The organism is Ruegeria sp. CDSA141 (genome assembly GCF_059612005.1).
In genome coordinates, this window is sequence record NZ_JBXWPT010000001.1 from 727,158 (window position 1) to 745,973 (window position 18,816).

At 55.8% G+C, this 18,816-nt stretch carries 14 protein-coding genes and 1 tRNA gene; 6 read left to right on the plus strand and 9 right to left on the minus strand.

The features are described from left to right. The first annotated feature begins 103 nt into the window (after positions 1-103). Positions 104-189: transfer RNA gene (locus AC2FLP_RS03660), tRNA-Leu, on the plus strand. A 391-nt stretch (positions 190-580) separates the two neighbouring features. Here AC2FLP_RS03660 and AC2FLP_RS03665 read toward each other — a convergent pair. Further along, a complete protein-coding gene (locus AC2FLP_RS03665; RefSeq protein ID WP_496680670.1) occupies positions 581-1,198 on the minus strand; it encodes a DUF4329 domain-containing protein in 618 nt (205 codons plus the stop codon). 995 nt (positions 1,199-2,193) lie between these two features. On the opposite strand from AC2FLP_RS03665, the gene AC2FLP_RS03670 reads away from it, so the two are divergent. From AC2FLP_RS03670 to AC2FLP_RS03680, 3 genes are all read left to right on the plus strand, one after another. Further along, positions 2,194-3,162, plus strand: a complete 969-nt coding sequence (locus AC2FLP_RS03670; protein WP_117868872.1) for a TAXI family TRAP transporter solute-binding subunit — start codon at positions 2,194-2,196, stop codon at positions 3,160-3,162. A gap of 98 nt (positions 3,163-3,260) precedes the next feature. Continuing rightward, on the plus strand, positions 3,261-5,870 hold the full coding sequence (locus AC2FLP_RS03675; protein ID WP_299893597.1) for a TRAP transporter permease: 2,610 nt from the start codon (positions 3,261-3,263) through the stop codon (positions 5,868-5,870). Beyond that, the gene (locus tag AC2FLP_RS03680; protein WP_299893595.1) at positions 5,867-6,298 is read left to right on the plus strand and encodes a universal stress protein; all 432 of its coding nucleotides are present in this window, start codon (positions 5,867-5,869) and stop codon (positions 6,296-6,298) included. Before AC2FLP_RS03675 ends, AC2FLP_RS03680 begins: the two co-directional genes overlap by 4 nt. 94 nt (positions 6,299-6,392) lie before the next feature. Here the strand turns inward: AC2FLP_RS03680 and AC2FLP_RS03685 are convergent, their stop codons facing one another. Genes AC2FLP_RS03685 through AC2FLP_RS03695 form a run of 3 tightly spaced genes read right to left on the minus strand, consistent with a single transcriptional unit; the run spans position 6,393 to position 10,481 of the window. Continuing rightward, positions 6,393-7,433 carry a lipocalin-like domain-containing protein gene (locus tag AC2FLP_RS03685; protein ID WP_496680667.1) on the minus strand — a complete coding sequence of 347 codons (1,041 nt, stop codon included), beginning with the start codon at positions 7,431-7,433 and terminating at the stop codon, positions 6,393-6,395. After that, the gene (locus AC2FLP_RS03690) at positions 7,423-9,837 is read right to left on the minus strand and encodes an ABC transporter permease (RefSeq protein ID WP_496680665.1); all 2,415 of its coding nucleotides are present in this window, start codon (positions 9,835-9,837) and stop codon (positions 7,423-7,425) included. The genes AC2FLP_RS03685 and AC2FLP_RS03690 overlap by 11 nt, the downstream gene beginning before the upstream one ends. Beyond that, on the minus strand, positions 9,834-10,481 hold the full coding sequence (locus AC2FLP_RS03695) for an ABC transporter ATP-binding protein (RefSeq protein ID WP_496680663.1): 648 nt from the start codon (positions 10,479-10,481) through the stop codon (positions 9,834-9,836). Before AC2FLP_RS03695 ends, AC2FLP_RS03690 begins: the two co-directional genes overlap by 4 nt. Before the next feature lie 172 nt (positions 10,482-10,653). Between AC2FLP_RS03695 and AC2FLP_RS03700 the strand changes: the two genes are divergently transcribed. Beyond that, complete coding sequence (locus AC2FLP_RS03700; RefSeq protein ID WP_117868877.1) at positions 10,654-11,088, plus strand: ion channel; 435 nt, start codon at positions 10,654-10,656, stop codon at positions 11,086-11,088. On the opposite strand, the gene cls is transcribed toward AC2FLP_RS03700, so the two are convergent. From cls to AC2FLP_RS03715, 3 genes are all read right to left on the minus strand, one after another. Further along, positions 11,085-12,497 carry a cardiolipin synthase gene (gene cls, locus AC2FLP_RS03705; protein ID WP_496680660.1) on the minus strand — a complete coding sequence of 471 codons (1,413 nt, stop codon included), beginning with the start codon at positions 12,495-12,497 and terminating at the stop codon, positions 11,085-11,087. The two genes, AC2FLP_RS03700 and cls, sit on opposite strands and share 4 nt — an antisense overlap. A gap of 23 nt (positions 12,498-12,520) precedes the next feature. Continuing rightward, positions 12,521-13,510, minus strand: a complete 990-nt coding sequence (locus AC2FLP_RS03710) for an HAD family hydrolase (protein WP_299893585.1) — start codon at positions 13,508-13,510, stop codon at positions 12,521-12,523. Positions 13,511-13,608: 98 nt separating this feature from the next. Beyond that, positions 13,609-15,210 (minus strand): arylsulfatase, encoded by a 1,602-nt coding sequence (locus AC2FLP_RS03715; protein ID WP_496680658.1) that lies wholly within the window; start codon positions 15,208-15,210, stop codon positions 13,609-13,611. Between the two features lie 199 nt (positions 15,211-15,409). Here AC2FLP_RS03715 and AC2FLP_RS03720 point away from each other — a divergent pair, with 199 nt between their 5' ends. Then, on the plus strand, positions 15,410-16,090 hold the full coding sequence (locus AC2FLP_RS03720) for a Crp/Fnr family transcriptional regulator (RefSeq protein WP_496680657.1): 681 nt from the start codon (positions 15,410-15,412) through the stop codon (positions 16,088-16,090). Positions 16,091-16,093: 3 nt separating this feature from the next. On the opposite strand, the gene AC2FLP_RS03725 is transcribed toward AC2FLP_RS03720, so the two are convergent. Continuing rightward, positions 16,094-17,323, minus strand: coding sequence for a hypothetical protein (locus AC2FLP_RS03725; RefSeq protein WP_496680655.1), 1,230 nt, complete (start codon positions 17,321-17,323; stop codon positions 16,094-16,096). Continuing rightward, positions 17,320-18,816: a VWA domain-containing protein gene (locus AC2FLP_RS03730; RefSeq protein WP_299637738.1), complete on the minus strand. Its 1,497-nt coding sequence runs from the start codon at positions 18,814-18,816 to the stop codon at positions 17,320-17,322. Before AC2FLP_RS03730 ends, AC2FLP_RS03725 begins: the two co-directional genes overlap by 4 nt.

Here is an 18,816-nt window from a genome sequence, read left to right on the forward strand (position 1 = left end):
TGCGTCTGACGGACCGTCAACAGCCGAGGTTGAAACAAATGGATTATTGGATGGTTTTTGCCTCTGGACCTTCGCTTGGATGAGCGCTAATTCAGTGTCCGTGGCCCAAGTGGCGGAATGGTAGACGCAGGGGATTCAAAATCCCCCGGTAGTGATACCGTGCCGGTTCGAGTCCGGCCTTGGGTACCAAAGTAAAAACAGAGGGTTAGGGGAACCTACCCTCTGTTTTTTCTTTTCGGGGTTTTGGCTTGCTCACACTTTCGACTTAAACTCTCACGTTCTGACCCCGTTCTGTTCCGGCAGCAAAAAGTGATTGCTCAATCGTGAGTCGTTGATCTCAAGTACGATTATGCTTGGCTTGTCCTGCGAATTTGAAGCGAAGTGAAGACAGGCTGGTCATCCAGCTAACCTTGGCTGCAGGTGCTAAGTCAACTTCTTGAGCTCAAGCCGTCAGTGAAATCCGAGACCGATGAGCTTTTTCAGCGAGTCCAGGTGCGGACATTCAGAAACGCCAAAGGCACCCGATTGTGACCTACGGTTTTAATGGAGAACAAAGGTTTCGTGGTGTTCTTGTCCGAATCTAATCACTCTCGTAATCAAGAAGATCTTCATAAGAATAGACTGAGGAGATTTCGCCCTCGAGACCCGAAACAAAATTGGGGTCTTTCGGCAAGCATCCGATATCGCAGATTTGTCGTACTTCCATTCGCTCCGTATCAACGTACCACAAGCGTCCGCCTGGCGTTGCTACAAAGCCGTCGATACCTTCATCTTCGTCTGCCTCAATGTCGGCAACGCTCGGAACTTCAGCACTGTATTCTGGGTCAAACCCCCCGTGCGTGTGGTAAGACAAGACAAGTGCCATGCCATCTTCATCTTGATCCCAAACGCAACTTTTATTGTCACCTGGCTGAGCGGCGGTGGCAACGAGTTTTCCGGCTGCATCATATGCAAGGTAGCCACAATATTCTGTGTCATTTTTGAACGAAATGCCCTGAAGGCTGGACAATGTCGCTTTCGCCAAGCTGATTTCTTCCTGTGATTGGGCCATGACGGCCACGGGCGACCAGAGTGTCAAAACCGCAATTACCGTACGAAAACAACACGTGGCATCACGCATACTGTTGGCAAGACCAAAATGATAAGCCGCGAACGGAATGCAAAGAACCAACAAAACAGTAAAAGTAATCTCGATCATATTTCCCCCCTATTTTCAAAACCCTACAATCCGCGCGGTTTGGAACTGCGAAGGCAACCAGCAGGCGTTCCACCTGTACCTGCGTAGGCCGTCAGTTTACATGTTCGACAACCCCACGCCGTCAAGCTTCTGTGGTCACTCGAAGTGTCTATCTTCCATCTGCAAGCCTTACCCTTACTGGCCCCGTTCTTCGAGCTATGACAAAAAACAATATCGCAATGCAAAAAGTTCCGACCAGTATTGCCGCGATCAGCCAGGCGTCAATCCTGCTTTCCGACAATGTGATCGTCTTCAGGACGCTGCCCCTTATTTGTAGGCATCATTAAACAAAGTTGATAGAGTTTTGATCCCCCGCCTTCACGGGCGTGAGAGTTCGAGTCTCTCCTTGGTACCACACCCAACATATCAACCGCGAAGGCGTCAGCAAACAGCCCAGAAGCCTTGATCAAACTGCTGACCCCGCCTTTGATCTTCATGTCGTAATTGAGGTGTTCTGTAATCTGCTACGAAAGCCACAGCTTTCTCGTCCTGCATCAGCAGAAAGGTCATCTCATCTTCGACAGAATAGAACGTGGCTTCGCTTTCGATCGAGCTGGTCCTGATGCACTACTTGTCAGATCCGCCAGAACGTTCAAGCGTGACATGCCCTCCGACCACATCCGAGACGCGGTTCGCGCTGTCTCGAGGTGAATTGCGCCGGAGAGGAGGTCAAGTGTTGGATTTGGAGCGTTCGGAGGGACCCACACTGTACCCGATGAAGTGATGGGGAAAGTTAAGGATTTAACCTCAAATATGCGAATTGACGCAGGTCAGGCAAGTGCTGGCCTTGACATTGAGGGTATCTGAATGAAACCTCACAAGGGTTGGGAGAAATTGGAAAATTCAAAGAGTTGTAGCCGTTGCGATGCGGGCCGGTTTGTATTATCGGCACGCTTCTCTGAGCAAGGCGATCAATCTGATTTCCAACTGCCAGACAAAAAAGTGGGAGTTAACAAATGAAAAACAGCAGCAAATTGAGCGTCGGCGCCTTCGTCACGGCAGCCCTTTTGGCTCCGGCGGCATATGCCGAAGAGTTCATTACAATCGGTACCGGCGGTGTAACCGGCGTTTACTATCCGACCGGCGGCGCGATCTGTCGTCTGGTCAACAAGGGCCGGAAAGAGCACGGCGTGCGCTGCTCGGTCGAATCGACCGGTGGTTCAGTTTACAACATCAACACCATTCGCGAAGGCGAGCTGGAGTTTGGTGTGGCCCAGTCTGACTGGCAGTACCACGCCTACAACGGCACCTCGAAATTCGAAGAAGCTGGCCCGTTCGAAGGCCTGCGCGCCGTGTTCTCGGTCCACCCCGAGCCCTTCACCGTCGTGGCCCGTGCCGATTCCGGCATCACCAACTTCGAAGACCTGAAGGGTAAGCGCGTCAACATCGGCAATCCGGGTTCCGGTCAGCGCGGCACCATGGAAGTCCTGTTGGGCGAAATGGGCTGGACCACCGACGATTTCGAACTGGCGACCGAGCTGAAAGCGGCTGAACAGTCGGCAGCCTTGTGCGACAACCAGATCGACGCGATGGTTTACACCGTTGGTCACCCCTCGGGTTCGATCCAGGAAGCCACCACAGCCTGTGACTCGGTTCTGGTGAACGTCAGCGGTGAGGCCGTGGACAAGCTGGTCGGCGACAACTCGTTCTACCGTACCGCAACCATTCCCGGTGGCATGTACCGTGGTTCGGACGGTGACACCGCGACCTTCGGTGTCGGTGCAACTTTCGTGACCTCGGCAGATGTATCGGATGATGCTGTCTATGCGGTCGTCAGCTCGGTCTTTGAAAACTTCGATGATTTCAAAAAGCTGCACCCGGCATTTGCCAACCTCAAGCCCGAAGAGATGATTGCGGACGGCCTTTCGGCTCCGCTGCATCCGGGTGCCGAGAAGTACTACAAAGAAAAAGGCTGGATTCAGTAAACCAGACCTGACGCAGGGCGCCCAAGAGCGCCCTGCACAAAACCCGTAAGAAACGGGGTTTAGATGGCCGTAAAATGGCCGCGACGGGGAGACATTTAATGAATTCCGACACTCAATCCAATCGTCCGCTTTCCGAAGAAGAGCTTCAGGATCTGGTTGCATCTTCTGACGCAGGAGGGCGCAATCCGGTCGGGAACGTGGGCGTTTTCCTGGCGATCGTGGCCGCGATCTGGTCAATATTTCAAGTTGTTCTGGCTTCGCCCCTGGCGAACTATGTCTTGCCCGGAAGCGTCGTGAACAATGCACGGCAATTCCACCTGGCTTTTGCCCTATTTCTGGCTTTTGCGGCCTATCCGGCGCTCAAATCCAGCCCCCGGAACTATATCCCGATTCAGGATTGGATCATGGGATTGGTGGGTGCGTTCGTCGCGCTGTACGGCTATTTCTTTTACGACAAGATCGTCAATGCGGGCGGTTTGGCTGACGACACCGACAAATGGGTTGCGTTGCTTGGCTTGATCCTGCTGTTCGAGGCTGCGCGCCGTGCGCTTGGCCCGGCCATGGCAATCATTGCAACGATATTTTTGGCTTATGTCTTTTTCGGTGCCTCAGAATGGGTGCCTGAAGTTATCCGCTGGAAGGGCGCGAGCCTGAAAAAGGCGATGAGCCACATGTGGATCACGTCAGAGGGCGTGTTTGGTATCGCACTGGGTGTTTCCACGAAATTCGTCTTCCTGTTCGTGCTGTTTGGCGCATTGCTGGATAAAGCCGGGGCAGGGAACTACTTTATCAAGATGGCCTTTGGGGCCCTGGGCCACCTGCGTGGTGGTCCGGCCAAGGCGGCGGTTGTGGGTTCGGCTGCGACCGGCCTGATCTCGGGTTCGTCGATTGCCAATGTTGTCACCACCGGCACATTCACCATCCCGTTGATGAAACGTGTCGGGTTCAGCAGTGAACAAGCGGGCTCGGTCGAGGTTGCCAGCTCGGTCAACGGGCAGATCATGCCGCCGGTGATGGGGGCCGCTGCATTCCTGATGGTGGAATATGTGGGCATTTCTTACGTCGAGGTGATCACCCACGCCTTCCTGCCTGCCGCGATTTCCTACATCGCGCTGGTCTATATCGTGCACCTTGAGGCGGTGAAGCGGAACATGCCCACACTGGGCGACCGCGATGTGCATCTGGCGCGGACCGTGGTGGGGATGCTTGGGTTCTTCCTGGTTTTTGCAGGTCTTTGCTATGGATCACAATTCCCGGTGGATGCCGTGACAAGCTTGGTGCCGTCGGCGGCCGGTCTGGTGTTGAGCCTGATTATCTGCGCGGTATATGTCGCCCTGCTGTTTCTGGCTGCCCAGGTGCCTGACTTGGAACCGGACGACCCGAACGCAAAAGAGGTTACGCTGCCGGTTATCGCTGATATCTACAAGGCAGGTCTGCACTACCTGCTGCCGATCATCGTTCTGGTTTATTTCCTGATGATCGAACAGAAGTCACCGGGCCTGTCTGCCTTCTGGGCCACATCGCTGCTCTTTGTCATCCTGCTGACGCAGAAGCCGCTGAAAGCGATGTTCCGAGGGCAGAGCAACCTCTACAACAGCTTTATCGATGGTGTTGCTGACCTGTGGCAAGGACTGATCGACGGGGCACGCAACATGATCGGCATCGCGCTTGCCACGGCAACCGCGGGCGTGATCGTGGGAACAGTCACGTTGACGGGTGTTGGTCAGGTGATGGCCGATCTGGTCGAGTTCCTGTCGGGCGGCAATCTGATCCTGATGCTGGTCATGGTCGGGCTGCTCAGCCTGATCCTGGGCATGGGTTTGCCGACAACGGCGAACTATATCGTTGTCAGCTCGCTGATGGCTGGGGTGGTTGTTGAACTGGGTGCGCAAAGCGGGCTGATCGTTCCCCTGATCGCCGTCCATCTGTTCGTTTTCTACTTCGGGATCATGGCCGACGTGACACCTCCGGTCGGACTGGCCAGCTTTGCCGCTGCGGCTGTGTCGGGCGGCGATGCAATCAAAACCGGTTTCACCGCGTTCTTCTACAGCCTGCGTACCGTGGCGCTGCCCTTTGTCTTCATCTTCAACACAGATCTCCTGCTGATCGATGTAACGTGGGTTGAGGGGATTCTAGTCGCCATTTTCGCGACCATAGCGATCCTGGTGTTTACGGCTGGAACGATGGGGTATTTCCTGACCCGCAGCCGGATTTATGAAAGCATCGCCCTGATTTTCGTGGCATTCGCCCTGTTCAGGCCGGACTTCTTCATGGACCGCATCGCGCCTCCATTCCAAACGGTTGATCCGGCCGCGTTCGAAGAGACAATCGGTCAAACTCCGCCCGGAACGGAGGTACGGTTGGTGGTTTCCGGACCTGATTTTGACACGCTCGAGATGGTGGATACCACCGTCGTCGTCACCGTCGGAGAAGAGGAAGGCGGAGCCGCACGGGTCGAGGCAATGGGCCTGCTGATGATCCCCGAGGATGGGTTGGTCAAGCTTGAAGAGCCGCTGTTCGGCACACCTGTGGCCGACGATCTGGGAATCTTCGATTACTATGGGGATGAGGCCGTGCGCCTGACTTCGGTCAGTCTGCCGTCGAGCCAGCCGCCGAAGCAATTGGTTTATATCCCGGCGATGATCCTTCTCGGCCTTATCGCTTTCCTGCAACGCGGTCGTGCCGCAAGACAAGGAGTGCCCGCATGACACGTTCTGTTCTGTGTGCCGTTGATATCAGCAACGGCGAGATTGATGCGCCGGTCCTGAATAAAGCAGCTGCGCTGGCGGATATGGAAGGGGCGCAACTTGACGTCGTGACCGTGTTGCCTGATTTCGGGGAAAGCTGGGTGTCGGGTTTTTTTGAATCCGGTTTTCACGACAAGGCATTGGAGGAAGCGCAAGCCAAGCTGACTGCGTTGTGCGTATCGACCCTGGGTGCTGAGCGAAACAAAAAAATCCGCCATGTCGTAGCGACGGGAACAGCCTATCAGGAGATCCTGAAAACGGCCGAAAGCGCCGGTTCCGACCTGATCGTGATCGGTGCTCACAAACCGGACTTCAAGGATTACCTGCTCGGTCCGAACGCCGCGCGCGTGGTGCGGCATTCCAACGTTTCCGTTTACGTGGTGCGCTGACCGCGAAATCAGATCCAGTACGCAACTGTGTTGAAACGCCGACGGCAGTCCGCTGCCGTCGGATAGTTCAGGAAGCATCTGTGCAGCAGCTATTTCAATAGCCTGTCATTTCCAGATAACCAACGCCTTCGTGGCTGCCTGTGACTGTAACCGGGCCTTCCCAGTATTCGAAACGCGTACCCATCCACGCGTCTGGCGTCAGGGCAGTTACCGCGACGTCTATGCCTCGACTTGAAAGCAGGACGCGCCACTGCGTCGGGACTTCGCGCCCGGCGACCTGTTCGGTCGCAAGCGGCTCAAGCCTGACGGATCCGGTGGGAATCGCCTCGGTACTGCCGTCTGAATTGATCCATGTGGCCGAAGTAAAATCGCCACGACCGCCGCGCAGGCGAAAGGCCATCAGTTTGTCTCCGTCCTCAAAGCTGAGAGAAAACCAATCCCAGCCGGTTTGATCCTCGGCCAGGGGTTGCGAAGACCATTCCCGGTCCAGCCAGCCCTGACCAGTGACGCCCATATCGCCGTCCGGCAGATGCAGAACGCCCTCAACTGAGTAGAAGGGCTGCGAATAATAATAGCTGGCCTGCCCGTCGGCTGATTTGACCGAATGGCCGGCGTTGCCGTGAAACACCAACGGGCCTTGTGCCGTCAGCGCAAGATCATACCCGAACTCTGTGCCGTTTGCTGTCAGGGTCAGGGTGTCAAGATCAGGTCCGGCCATGCGCCATTCGTCGATCCAGGCCTCGAACGGTTGCGCCGTAACCCCTGCCTGCCCGATCCCCCCACGCGACAGGCGTTCAGCAAAGTAATGGGCTTTGGGCGTGGTGGCCGCTGCATGGCCCATCCAGATTTGCGGGCTTTGCCAGCCATCAGCTTCAAACGGTTTCAGGGCGGACCGAAAAAGGGTCCATTGAATGCCATAGTCGCGCCCGTCTTCGCCTTTGAGGTTGGCCGTTAGATACCACCACTCGATCCTATAGGCGGGATGAGGTCCATGGTCTTTGGGAAAGTCGAATTCGAACCCCGCCTGTGGTATCTCGAATCCTTCGGCCGATCCTCCAAGACCAGCATAGCCCTGTGCCCAAAGCGGCGATGGGCAAAGAAGCGCAAGAATGACCAAAAGGGCTTTAACGTTCATTGGCGAACACTCTCAGCAGATCGGCAGGGGGCAGACGCAACATACGCAGCGCGGGCAGGGTGGCGGCAATCAGGGCGGCCAGCAGGGTCAGCAGGAACAGCCAGAGCCAATCCCACGGGAAGACGAACATCGGTAGCCGCCAGCCAAAGGCCTGTACATTGATCACTGCCAAAAGAACCCAGGCAAGGATCAGACCCAGCGGCAGTGCCAGACAAGTGGTCAGAGCGGCAAGCAACACGCTGCGCAGCAGCTCCAGCTGTGCCAATTGGGTCCGGTTCAGCCCCAGTGCCCAAACCGGGGCGATTTGCGGCAAACGTTGTGTCCACAAGGTCAGCAAGCTTGTAAGTATGGCAAAACCTGCAACGCCCAAAGTCAGGATATTCAACGCGGAAGTGACGACAAAGGTTTTCTCGAAGATTGCCAGCGATTGAGCCTTCATGGCGGCCTGCTGAACCACGCCCTGACGCGGCAGGGCGAAACGGTCCCGCAAGGTTTGCGCCATTTCACTCGCCTGCTCGGGGTTCAAACGGATGCCAAACCGTCGGGTCTCTGCCCCCGGCGCGATGCGGTCAAGCTGGGCCATCGAAACAATGGCTTGCCCGGTCGGGTTTCCATAATCCGAATACACCCCGGCTATGGTCAACGCGTGATCCGGGGATAGCGTCAGCGTATCTCCGGGCCAGAGGTTCGCGCGCCGTGCCAGTTGTTCGTTGATCAGAACCGCGTCTCCGGCCATGACGTCTTCCCAAACGGTCGCGGTTGCCGAAATCAAGGGCCAGTGCTGCCGATAGGTCGGATCATCTACGACCCCGTACAAGAACAATGGTCCTGTCTCGAGCGACAGTTCCACGTTGCGAATTGGCAGGATGGCGTCGACCTGTGGTCGCAGCCACTCGGTGATCTCGCGCCCTTGTTCTTCGTCACGGACGGTCAGGTAGAGCTCCGAAGTCAGGCGTTGGTCGAGCCAGCCGACAAAGGTCAGCCGGAAACTTGAAACCATTGTGCCCACACCGATATTTGCTGCAAGCGCAAGCAACAGGGCCATCAGAGCAAGCGACAGCCCGGGCAATTGTGCACGCATGTCGGCCCAGACCCACTGCGCCACGGCACCGCGTGCCCTGTGGGAAAAGACAGAAAGCGCGAAGGTCAGAAGCGATGGTAACAAAAGGGCAGCACCGGTCAGCAACCCGGCCAACAGAATGAAGCCGGCCACCAATCCACCGATGCCGAGATAGGCGATAGTACCTCCGGTGATCAGTGCCACGCCAAGTAAACCTGCCAGATGGCGTGCGCCCGCGTTGTCCTGCCAGGCTTGGACACCAGGCCCTGCCAGCAGAGGCATACGAGATAATCGCCACAGCGCATGGCCACTGGCGATCAGGGTGCCGAAGAGTGCCATGGCGATCCCGGCAAATACCCAATGCGGATGCATCGTCAATTCTCCGGTCACAGGGGCACCGTACAGGCCGCGCAGGGTCGCGGCGACATCGGGCAACAACGCTCCGGCCAGAAAGAAACCAAGCAGCAACCCCATGAATCCACCGATCAGGGCCAGAACCGTCAGCTCAGTCAGGATCAAAAAGACCAGCCGCCGCATGGAAACACCCAGCGCGCGCAATGTGCGGATCATGCCGCGGCGTTGGGCGAAGGCCAGCCCGACAGTACCGTTCACGATGAACAGGCCAACGGCAAAGGATAACAGACCAAAGGCAGACAGGTTCAGGTGAAAACTGTCCGTCAATCGTGCGGTATCGACTTGCGAGGAGGGGCCGGAGCGCTCCAGTTCAGGTGCGATCTCGGTCAGGGGGGGGCGATCACGCGGTTGATTGGGCAGGACAATGAGGCGCGAAATCAAACCGGGTTGGTTCAGCAAGGTTTCCGCTACGCCGATATCTGTCAGAATAACATCAGGGGGCAGCGCCGTGGTGAATGAAACTGGAGGAAGGTTGCTTTGGTCGCGGAACAGAGGCGCGAGTTCTTGCGCGATCAGGAGGCGCCCTGGAGCGGTCAGCATGTCAGCGGGCTCGGGCGGCGCGACGCTTTGCTCTGCCTCGGTCATAGCTGGCAAGGCGGGGTAGGCGACCATGTCCACGCCCATCAGACGCAAAGTGCGGCCTGCGATCCGATAGGGGCCTTCCAGAACGGCCGCTACCTGCCAGCCTGAGCGACGCAGATCAACGTAACGAGTGACCGGGATCAAACCAGATGGATCGTGCAGTTCGTCGAACTGCCCAAGGGCGAGTTGCGCGTTGGCCCGGGCATAGCTGGCACGTGCTTCGGCATTGATGGCCTGAACCGCGGACCAAAGACCCGTGGCCAACGCGATGCCTGTCAAAAGCGTCGCAAGTTGCAACCAGTGGACCCGCCAATGTGACATCAAAGCCTGAATGATGGCAGTTGTCATTGGATGCGACCACCGCATAGCTGGACGTTTCGATCCAAGCAGGCCGCTATCTGTTGGGAATGGGTGACCAACAGAAGTGCTGCGCCGGTATCGGCCACCAGTGCCAGCATCAGATCCAGTACTTTTGCGCTGGCGGTTTCATCCAGATTGCCCGTGGGCTCATCCGCCAGCAGCAGTTTCGGGCGCGCAGCCATCGCACGACCAATCGCCACCCGTTGCTGTTGCCCGCCGGACAGGTTTTCGGGATATCGGTCCAAAAGATCCGACAGGCCCAGACGTTCGATCAGCTGTGCGGTCCACCCAGCATCTTCGGAACCCGCAAGGCGGGCATGAAACGAGAGGTTTTGCGCAACGGTCAGGGATGGGATCAGGTTGAACTGCTGAAACACCAGCGAGACCTGCCTGCGCCTCAACTCGGCCCGACCGGCATCGTCCAAAGGGGACAGAGGCGTACCGTTCAGAGTGACTTCACCGCTGTCGAAACAGTCGAGTGCAGCGGCAAGGTTTAACAGAGTGCTTTTGCCACTGCCGCTTTCTCCGGTCAGGGCCAGAGTTTGCCCGTGATCTAGGGTCAGCGACACGTCACGCAGAACCGGACGCCCGCCGGGATAGGTTTTCTGAACACGGTCGATGGTCAACAGCATGATCTGGCCTTTTTCTTCCAAGGATGTGCAACGGAATTCCAAACTGTCCAGTGCGGACCCGCACCCGGTTCCATTCGCCGCAGGTTGTCATCACGAGCGCCGGGGTTGTGCCCTGCACCTCAAAGGGTCATTCTGCCCGGACGGTCCACTATCGTAAATCAGGATGAAAAACATGACGTTGCTGCATCAGATCGTTTTGGGCAGTACTTTTCTGGCGCTCTGCTTCGTGGTCGAGATTCTCTTGTTAACCTGGTGTACTGTCACGATCATTAAACGAGATGAGAAATGGTCCGCCAAAGGAGTGTTTTTCGCAACGGCAGCACCGATCGCAGTGTCTTTGGCGTTTATCGTTGCCACGCATACGATTCAGGTCTGGATCTGGGCCATCGTATGGGTGTTGCTTGAGGTTCTGCCGGATTGGAACTCGGCCATCTATTTCTCGTTGGTGACGTTTACCACTCTGGGATACGGCGATATCGTTTTGGGCGAAGGTTTGCGTATCTTCGGATCTTTTGCCTCGGTTGCAGGTCTTTTGGCTTTTGGTCTGTCGACCGCTTATCTGGTGGCGATGATGACGCGCGTCTTTCAGGAGAAATTCTTTTCCTAAAGGATTGGCGCAAACAACCGCGCCAAGGGGGCGGCAAACCGGATATACGGTGGTTGCTGGGTCAAACTGCGCGTCAATTCATAGCTTGCCTCGAAATCCGCACGCAGCATGTGATCAACAGCCAGCGCTGCGCGAGAATCGAAAAACAGGGCCATCGCCTCAAAGTTCAGCCGGAAGGACCGGTTGTCCAGATTTGTCGTGCCGACCGCGGCCAGCGTGTCGTCAACCACCAACACCTTCTGATGCATGAAGCCGTCCGTATAACGGAACACACGCACGCCGCAGTCGCGGATTTCGTCGAAATAGGCAAAAGCAGCCAGCCAGGGTAGCCGATGGTCAATCACATCCGGGACAAGGATACGAACGTCCACCCCGCGCATCGCTGCATGTTGCAGGGCGGTCATGACGTCGATGTCTGGCACAAAATAGGGCGATGCGATCCACAATCTTTCTTTCGCCTCGGCGATTGCCGAAAAGAACATCATGGCGCCGGTTTCGGTTTCGTCTCCGGGTCCGGTGGCCACCAATAGGGCATTCATGTCTTGCTCGGCCACGCTACCTGCCCAGTCGAGGTCATCAATCAAGTCTTCATCACGGGCCCAATGCCAGTCTTCGGTGAAGATGAGCTGCAATTGCCGGACGATGTGGCCGGTCATTTTGATATGCGTGTCGCGCCAATGGCCGAAATGCGGGTCTTCTCCCAGGTATTCAACGCCCACGTTGTGACCGCCGATAAAACCTGTTTCACCGTCGATAACGACGGTTTTGCGGTGATTTCGGTAATTCAGCTGAAACCGGAAATTCGGGCCGCGTTGACGGCGAGGGTCGGCCACGTCAATTCCCGCATCGCGCATCGTGTCCAGGTAGGTGCTTGGCAACCCATAGCTGCCGACAGCATCGATCATGAAACGGACATGCACCCCACGTTTCGCGGCCTCGATCAGCTTGGTCTGAAGCTTGCGGCCCAGCGCGTCGTCTCGGACGATGTAGAACTGGATCAGGATATAGTTCTTGGCCTCGTCTATCGCCTCGAAAATGGCGTCAAACGTTGCCTGACCATCGATCAGGAGCTGTGCTCCATTGCCACTGGATACCGGAAGGTGGGCCAGAAACTCGAATGGTCGTGGATTGATCGGCATCGTGGACGGATCAGGTCGGGAATAGTCGGCAAAGGTCTTGATCCCTTCGACGACCCGTTCGCTTTGCTGGCGCGAGATGCGATAGCCGCGAAACCTGTGGTGCCCCAGAAACAGGTACATCGGCACCGCAAAGACTGGCGCCGATACCAAAAAGACCACCCAGCCAACGGCTCCTTGTGGGGTGCGCGCGGTTTGTGCAGCGCGCACCGAAAACACAAATGCAGTTGCATATAGCGAAAAAACAAAGATGGATACAAGCAATGTCCACATGGGCGGTAAGTCTTTCGGGCCGTTCAGTTTCCTCCAGTGTAGACCCGCGACCAGTCTTTCGCCATATCGACAATGACCCAGCCTTTGTCTGGCCCCTGATCCAGACCGTCTACCAACCGCCCAATCGGGCTTTCCCGATCATAGGCCCATTCCCGCTCGGCATCCGTATGGTGGATCAGAACGCCCAGACGTGGTCCATCGCCTGAGGTTGTCCAGTCCAGCATGGCGAAATCTCCATCTGAATTTCCTCCGGCCAGAATGGGGCGTTTGCCGATTGTGCGTTCGATGTTGATGGGTTTGCCTTCCTTGTCGTCGATGAAGGCAATCCCGGGGGCTTTGACGACAGTCGGGACGCCGTCGACATCTTCGAAGGTCGAATTTCCATAGGTGCCCAGAATCTGTTCCGGCGGGATGCCATAGGCCTGTTCCGCAAAGACCCGCATGAAGTGAATGCCGCCGCCCGAGACAATATAGGTCTTGAACCCTTCGTCCCGCAGATAGCGCAACAGCTCGACCATGGGCTGATAGGTCATCTGGTCATAAGGCAATCCGGTGTCCGGGTGACTGGCTTCGGCCAGCCATTGCGCGACTGCTGCCTGAAACGCCTCGACAGTGGTTCCGGAATGCGATGCGTTGACGACTTCGATCAAAGCATCGTGACCGCCTTGAAGAACGGTCGCAAGATCACCTTCGGCAGCGGCTTTCAAAGCAGGTGTGGACAGGATCGAAGGATCCTGTTCCGCCAGCTCAGAAAGCCTGTCCATGGCGAAAATGAACTGGAAATACACCGGCTGTTCAGCCCAGAGTGTTCCGTCATTGTCGAATACTGCGATCCGGGCTGCCGGGGTTACATAGCTTGCGTTTTCAGGGTCCGTCACCGCCTCGACAAATTCAACGATACGGTCCCGCGTTTCCGAGTCCGCCCATGAGGGCAGCGGATCTGCGGATGCCGTGACGCTTGCAAATCCATTCAGTACGACTGCAACAGCCAATGCTAGGGGCGCTCTTGTCATGGCTTGTTTCCTTCGACGCATGTTTTGGTAAAAATACCGTTGTCAAAACAAGAAACCCGCAGCGCCGTTCAGGTGCTGCGGGTTCAGGTGTCGCGAATTTACTTGGAGCCGACCTGACTGAAGATCTTGTCCTTGGCGTCGCCAATCGTAAAGCTGCCCGGCTTCTGACGCGGAGGGAACTCTTCGAATGTTTCCAGGAACTTGCCCACATATTCTGCCGCAGGTAGCAGCAAATAAACACGGTCTATATACCAATCCCAATAGGTGTTGGAAGTGATATTGGCCCGCTCGTACGGATCGCGGCGAAGGTTGAAGAGCAACGGAATACGCAGTTCGGTCCAGGGCTCAGCCCAGGCTTGCAAAGTCTGCGGATAGCGGTGCTCAAGAAACACTGCTTTCCAGTCATCATACCGCAACGCAGTCAGGTCACCATCGTCAGAGAAGTAGAAAATCTCGTGACGCGGGCCTTCATCTGTTTCACCGGTCAAGTAAGGCAGGAAGTTGTATCCATCCAAATGCACTTTGTAGTCTCGTCCGCCGCCAACTTCGGCTACGGTGATCCCTTCAAGCAGCTGTTTCTTGATGTCTGGATTTCCCGCAACCGCCAAATAGGTCGGCAACCAGTCCATGTGATGCATGATCTCGTTGCTGACCGAGCCGGCGTCGATTTTGCCGGGCCAGCGTACCATTGACGGAACACGCCAACCGCCTTCGTAGTTGGTGTTCTTTTCACCACGGAACGGTGTCATTGCCGCATCCGGCCAGGTGTTCATGTGCGGGCCGTTGTCGGTGGAATAGTGTACGATCGTGTTATCCGCGATCCCAAGTTCATCCAGCAGGGCAAGGAACTGGCCGATATGCATGTCATGCTCGATCATACCTGCTTGGTATTCATCCATATGCTTGCCGGCGATTTCGTCGGCTTTCGTGCGCATTTCGTCTTTGACATGAGTACGGAAGTGCATTCTGGTGCCCGACCACCAAACAAACCACGGAACACCTTCTTCCGTTTTGCGCGTAATGAAGTCGAGCGCGGCCGCAACCGTTTCGTCATCCACCGTTTCCATGCGCTTTTTGGTCAACGGGCCGGTGTCTTCGATCATCCCGTCAGCACTGGATTTTATGACCCCGCGCGGACCGAACCGTTCGCGGAATTCCGGGTTTTGGGGGTAGTCTTCGTTTTCAGGCTCTTCCTCAGCGTTCAGGTGGTAGAGATTTCCGAAAAATTCATCAAACCCATGATTGGTCGGCAACATCTCGTCCCGATCGCCCAAGTGGTTCTTACCAAACTGACCGGTTGCATAGCCTTGAGCTTTTAGTAGGCCGGCAATCGTTGGATCTTCAACCTGCATGCCCTCTTTTGCGCCTGGCAAACCAACTTTGGACAATCCGGTACGGAACACAGACTGGCCCATGATGAACGAGGACCGACCAGCCGTGCAGGATTGTTCACCGTAATAATCGGTAAAGATCATGCCTTCTTTGGCAACCCTGTCGATATTGGGTGTCTGATATCCCATCAGACCCATGGTATAAGCCGAGATGTTGGATTGACCGATATCGTCGCCCCATATCACAAGAATATTGGGCTTTTGATCCTGCGCCCAGGCGGGCACGGCAAGGGCAACAGTTACGGTCGCCACTGCGAACCGGCGCAGTGTTCTGCGCCAATTATCTGCAATCATTCGTGGAGATGACATGAAGTGCTCCTGATTAATCGAGTCTTAACGACCCTGAAACGTGAAGTTTACTTGAAGCCGCTAGCTTATACTTTGAAGCTGCAAGCAAGTTGTTGATTGCCCGAATAAAAAACAGATACTTGTTCGAGCAGCGAACACAGCTATTTTATGCGATGAAACGTATCGAAAACTTATCATATGATCATTTTGAAAGATACAAATGTTTGATTCTGATGAGGATATGCGGATTCTGACCCAAACCGACTGGTTTGGCGCGCGCGATTCAAAGTTTCAGAATGATCTTATGACCGTCGCAATTCACAGAGCCTTCGATTCCGGAGAAACCCTTTACCACCACGGCGACCGGGCCAATGGTATTTTCGCGGTGCTTTCAGGCGCGCTTCAGATCACCGCACCTGCCGATGACGGACAGGAATTTGTCTTGCATCAGGATGGATCGGGTTTCTGGATCGGGGATCTTGCGCTTTTCGCCGAGGCGAAACGACTGGTGAGCGTCGTGACAACGCAAAAGACCCGCACGTTGTTTTTTCCCAGTTTCCGCGTGGAAAGAATGGTTCAGAAAAATCCGGAATACATTCGTGATTTCTATGCGTTGACCCATGATAACATGAAGACGGCACTGCGTATCATGGCCAACCTTGCGGTTACGGGGTCTGAAAAGCGTCTGGTGCTGCGTCTGTTGCATCTTGACGAAGGCACTTTGAAATCAGATGGGTGGATTGTCGTGTCTCAGGAAGAACTTGCTGAAATGGTTGCGGTATCTCAGCCGACGTTGCACCGACATCTGCATCACCTGGCGGATCTGGGCCTCGTGGAATTGGGCTATGGCCGACTGAGGTTGATCGACAGGCGCAAACTGATCAGCAGCTGTCAAAGTTGAAATCTAAGGGTTGAGTGGCGGCAAGGATTCGCTCTTTCGTTCTTTTGAGCTGTTCAACGCACTTAGGTTTTGCATGGCAGCGTCCCAGTCTTCCGGGCCGTTTGTGGTGGTCGATGAATACCGCACTGCACCGATCTGCATCAGATTGCGTTCAAGATCCAGGGAACGCTCAGGGTGAGCGCTACGTGACTTCCAAAGATCCAATGCCTGATAAACCGCTGGCAAGTTCCGCGATTGCAAAGCTGCCCGCAGTGAATCGACGGCATATTTTTCCGAGGCAAGGTACTTGCGCTGCCGTTCAATTTTCCAGGTTTTATAGCGAGGGCGCAGAAATCGCCCAAAAGCCCAAAGCGCACATACAACAACGGTTAGATAAAGAGCGGACTTGAGGACGGTCCGCGCGTCAGGCGGCTGTCGTTTGGGGGGAGCCAGTGTAAGCTGGGTCGGGGTAAGTGATGCCGTTTCGATCTGACCGGTGTCCAGATTGAACCAGTCGATCGAAACCGCCGACAATTGTATGTCGCCGCCATCTTGGGCGATGTACACGGTTTCTTCGACACGTTGCCCGGACAGGACGCCTCGGTCTTCTGTTTCTGAAAACCGGGGCTCTTTGGGATAGGCACGAAGCAGTGGGCTTTGATCTTGTGGCGTCAACGCTGGGATTGTCAGAGCTGTGGTGCCAGAGATCTGCGCGCTTATCACGCGCGTGATGGAATCGCCTGCCTGCATATCGGTCGGGCCGTCCAGCTTCTGATCAAGAGAGAAACCGGTTGCGATGATCAGCGGGTCAAGCCCTTGAGCGCCATCTGGGATTTCTGCATTGAGCTGTATGGGAGGAAGCGTCACCGAAACCTGGACCGGTTCATTGGACGGCGGATCGGCAAATGTCACGACAACCTCATGCGCTTCGAACGCGACCGGTCCTGGTGCCAACGGATACAGGCGATAACTGCGCTGCACCCCCGACCACGTCTCTCCGTCCACCGTTTCGCTTACCGGACCAGAAGCCCTTTCAGGCAGGCGAACCAGGATGTTTTGCTGCTCCAATGATGGAAAGGTGGGCGGTTGCGGCATGAAGGTCGGAACCAGAACCTTGATGCGAACAATTGCGGGTTGGCCTACGATGACGGCTTCGTTCGGGACGTCTACTGAAACCCGAGGTTGATAAGTTGAGCTGTCCTGAGCAGACACGGAAAGCGGCAGAAACAGAATGAAGACAACAAGGTATCTCATTCTGTTTGATCCTGGTTTTCCAAAAGGAAGCGGTTTTTCAGAAAGTCCTGCATATCCGTGTCGATCATACTGATCCATTGGTCGGCTGACAGTGACTGCGGCCCGTCTTTGGCGGCTTGAACCGTGGTGTCACTGCCGCGTGCTGCGTCGTTGTCAAACACCGTATCATCTGCACCGATGCCAGCCTCTTCCCCCGTATCGGACTGTTCGCGCGTCGTTTCGACATAGTCCAGGATGGCTTTGGATACATCGAGATTATGCTGGGCTTCAGGCCAGTTGGGACGACGTTCCAAAGCTGCCTCGAACGCCGATATGGCTGGGCGATATTCGCGGTTTCTTATTCGGGCCATACCTTCGGCAAACGCAGCTTCCGGCGTGTCCAGCTTGGAAAAAACGGACGATGCCTCGGCGTATTGACCGTCCCTGAGATAGGCATACCCCCTGTGATATGGGTCTTCGAACACCTCAGCCGCTTCACCAAACCGTTTTTGGTTCATCGCAATCTGGCCTTGTTGGTCGGGGGTGAAAAACCAGTCTCTCCATCCTTCTGCGCGCGCTCCGGATGTGGGCAACACAATCAAAGCCAGAATTGCCCATCGGACCACCCAGCCTTTTCGGAACCACAGCAGAGACAGCAGTGCAGCAGGCCAGGCCAGAATCCAGCCCTTATCCTGCCAGTCCAGGCGATCATCGTCATCCAGGGCGGCAGTATAGGCTGATTGAATACGGCGCGTCAGCTGAGTGACGTCCCGGTCGTCGTTCGAAAACGCCACCACCGATGCATTTTGGATGCTGTCCAACTGAGCAATTCGACCACCGACAGGCAGCATAGTGAGGAAGAAAATTTCAGTATTCGAGGAGCTTAACCCAGATACCTGAGATGGATCGAGGTCGTCGAGCACGAACAACACAGCGCCCGGGCTATCGCTGTCATTCAGAATGGACTGAGCCAACTCAAGCGCATCGGCTGCGGCATCGCCATCCTTCGGCATTACCGCGGGCGTCAACCCCTCAAGCAACGGACGGAGTATATTCGCGTCTTCTGTCAACGGGGCAACTCGGTGCGGCGTTCCTGCATATGCGATCAGGGCGGTTCGAGCACCGGCGCGTTCGTTGATCAGATCGGAAATCTTGAACCGTGCCCGATCCAGCCGGGATGGCGCAAGGTCCGAGCTTTCCATACTATCGGTGACTTTGAGAGCGATCACCAACGGGGCAGTGTCCGCGATCAGCGGGTTGGGTGCGCGTGACCACGTTGGACCTGAGGCCGCAAATATGACAAGCGTTGCAATGATCATCGCAGCATCAATGGGCTGCGTGCGCCGGGTGTCTTCTTTGCCCAGCAACAAGGCTTCTGCAAGATGCGGGGCGATCCCTGTCGGCAGTTTGGTTTCTGCCAGCGGTTTGGATCTGATCCTCCACCACAGCGCAAGGATGGGGATGAGAAGCAGCAGGTAATAGCCTCGGATAAAATGGAAATCAGCCAGATCCAT